The following is a 3,644-nucleotide window of genomic DNA, read 5'->3' on the forward strand; positions in this document are numbered from 1 at the left end:
TGACCGGAAAAATAATAGCTCTCAACCTCCCCGTCCGACAGTAGATCCCCCAGGCCAGACCCATCGGGGAACGGGGTCGGAGATACAAGTACGTAGAAAAAATTCAAGCGAGATTCAAAACCATTACTTCGGTTATGGATTTTGAGATTTCCAAGAGTATACAAGGAACCTAAGTCTACCTGCCACCATGGGGACTCCTCTTCCAAGGTATGTTGGAGATTGGCACTCCCTGAACTATTTGAGTTTGGAGAACTCCCCACTGTACTACCATTAATGGCCAGAGAAGCCAAACCATCACCATAGGTGCTAGATTGGGTAGATGTACCTCCTATAGCAATATTAGATAAATTACATTCCTCATCTAAAGAGATAACTTTGATTTCAATACTTTCAGTTTGAACACACCCCAACCCATTATCATAAGTATAGGTCACCGTATAAATTCCAGGTCCAATGCCAGGATCAAAGGTTCCATCTGTACTTGCACCAGACCATGTGCCTCCAGAGGGGTTGGCTGTAAGTTCCTGAACTTGGTTCGTGTCCAAGTAAGGCCCAAAGGAACTAATCTCAATTGGAGGAACTCCATCACAAGCCGCCTTAACAATGATATTCTCAGCTGCCGTTTGTACACAACCTTCTCCATTATCATAGGTATATGAAACTGTATAGGTGCCAGGGCCTATACTTGGATCAAAAGTACCATCACTACTCGCTAAGGACCAAGTTCCACCAGAAGGACTTCCAATCAGCGTTTGCAAATCATCAGAATCCAAGTAAGGGCCTGATTGCGATATTGTAACCGGGGTCGTGCCTTCACAAAGGGAATTCCCAATTATACATCCTAGGATTTCAACTTCAGACATGTGAAGGATTCCATTATCGGAAAGTTGAATTCGAATAAATCTACCATCCGTCCTTAATTCAATTGTTTCCTCTAAACTTGCCGATCCAGCAAAATAATAATCAGAAATATTCGAATTTTCCAATAAATCCTGTAAACTTTCTTGAGTAGAAAACGGAGTGTTGGAAACAAATACGTGGAAATCCCTTAAACGGGATTGCAGCTTATCGGTTCTATTATAAATCAACAGCTCTTCAAGAAAATATGAAGAACCCAAGTCAATCTGCCACCAGGGAGATGTTTCTTCTTGGGTATGCTGTAAATCAGCAATGCCTTGACTGTTAGAATGTGGTGTCCCACCTACCCTATTCCCATCGACAGCAAGGGAGGCCAATCCGTTACCATAAACACTCGATTGGATGGCCATTCCACCTAAAGCAACATTCGATAATGTACATCCTCCATCAACAATAATGTTAGCACTAGCCATACTTCTACCATCTCCTGAAGTGGCCAATATTACTGCCGTACCAGACGCAACTGCCGTGACAACGCCATTTGAATCCACAGAGGCCACCGAATTATCATTAGATGACCAAACAACCGTTTGATCCTCTGCGTTATTAGGGAATATCGATGCTTCTAAAAGCTGAATCTCCCCACTTTGCATATCCACATAGCTCGGTGAGACTAACACCTCTTCAACCAAAACGGTAGGTACCCCTACCAAAACCGATTCGGCTATCGAGGGTGTCCCGTTGGCCCCTATGGCGAACAACATGTAATACCCCGGAGGCAATAAGTTCCGGTCAGGTACATTTAGGGTATAGGTGCCGTTTCCTGAAAAAGTCAAGGGTATCCTTCGCTGCTCATTGTTGGTACTATGCGTGGAGGACGACATTTTAATAAAGCTAAATTCCTGAATGCCGGCACTTCCGTTCACCACGATCGTACTATTGTAATCCGCTGCCTCGGGAGCACTGATAACAGGTCTTTCCGCCAAATTCCCATCTGAATCAAATAGATATCCCGGACTATAGATCTCGGCGTCCAAGTGGTTCGAACAGGTAACGCAAAGACCGCCACCACCGACAAAGACCCTGCCATCCGCCTGTAAGATAGAAACACTGTGATACGTTCGCGGCACCTGCATACCCGCTACTACGCTCCAGGTATTCGTTTCGGGATCATACAATTCGCCATTTAATCTCGCGCCCTCGTCGGTAAAAACCCTGGCCGTACTTAAACCGCCGGTAACCAACACCTTGCCATCAGGAAGCACTACACTGTTGTGCATGGTCCGGCTATACTGGAGGTTGTTTACGGTGGGTGTTACCGTTACATTGTTTTCGTCATTGATATCGATAACATAGGAGTTGTCTTTTGCGGCATCACCACTGGCATATGAGGTGGCCCCTCCCACTTTAAGAATTTTACCCACGTCGAACATTACCGTGGTACCCTTCATAGAATACGTATCGTTCGAACGCTTACCGGCAAATTCAAAAGAGCCGTTTGCAGCAACATCGATCCAATGCATGTCCTCACTAGGGCCGGCATGGAAAACCTTACCGTTTGGCGCCGCCCACAACCAGGAATGGTTATCGGCGCGGTACACGCCCTCTTCCTCAAAATCAAGGTCGTTTTGGTTAAACAAGATATCGCTTCGTAATCCTGGCAGAACTTTCCATCCGGTTTCCTGCCTCCAAAGTTCCGCAATCTTTTCGCCCTGTGGTGCCAAACCTCCACTCCACGAACCACCGATTACCATGACAGAACCATCGGAAAGGGTTACGCTACCTTGATAGCCCCTTCCAATATTCATGTTATCCGTAGCAATCCAAGTTTCGGTCGAATAATCGTACAAAGTAGCCTTGGCATTTGAAGAGCCGCCCGTAACCAATATCATCCCATTGGGAAGGTTGTTTATACCGGGACAAAACATATCGTGGTTTGTGGATGTCGATTTTTCACCCAACGGCATGCCGTTCGGCCCCATAAAGGGATCAAATAATTCGGTATAGGTGAAACCATCAGCCCCCCCAAAATAATCCTTGTATTTTGACGACCAGACCACCAACCTGCCATCGGGCAAATTAGCGACAGCAACGGGCACTATTCCGAATGGAATAGGTTCGCTCCAACTTCCGACCCTATCCAATCGGGGAAGTACCGAAATTTCCGATGTGCTTGTAAAACCGCCGTCGTTGGTCGTCGCCGTTACCGTTACCGTACCGGGGACCAGGGCGGTTACCAGGCCGGAACCGTCAACAGTTGCTATATTCTCGTCATCGCTGGTCCAAATCACACCGGCATCGTCCGCATCGGAGGGTTCCACCGCGGCGGTCAGCTGAAGGATGTCCCCTTCCGTTACCGTGGCCACGTCGGGCGTTACCGCGATGCCCGTTACAGGTACGGGCGCCGCTTCCACCGTTATGATCGAACTGGAGGTAAAACTACCGTCGTTGGTCGTGGCCGTTACCGTTGCCGTACCGGGGACCAGGGCGGTTACCAGGCCGGAACCGTCGACCGTTGCCACACTTTCGTCATCGCTGCTCCAAATCACACCGGCATCGTCCGCATCGGAGGGCTCCACCGCCGCGGTCAGCTGAAGGATGCCCCCTTCCGTTACCGTGGCCGCGTCGGGAGTTACCGCGATGCCCGTTACAGGTATAGGCGCGGCTTCCACCGTTATGACAGAACTGGAGGTAAAACCACCGTCGTTGGTCGTGGCCGTTACCGTTACCGTACCGGGGACCAGGGCGGTTACAAGTCCGGTGCCGTCAACAGTTGCTATATTCTC

1 protein-coding gene is annotated in these 3,644 nt (G+C 48.6%); it reads right to left on the reverse strand.

The features are described 5' to 3' along the window. Positions 1–3,644, reverse strand: a 3,644-nt coding sequence (locus BUB37_RS21685) for an Ig-like domain-containing protein (RefSeq protein WP_072995193.1), incomplete at both ends; no start/stop codon positions are given.

The organism is Pseudozobellia thermophila (assembly GCF_900141855.1).
GTDB classification, from domain to species: Bacteria; Bacteroidota; Bacteroidia; order Flavobacteriales; family Flavobacteriaceae; genus Pseudozobellia; species Pseudozobellia thermophila.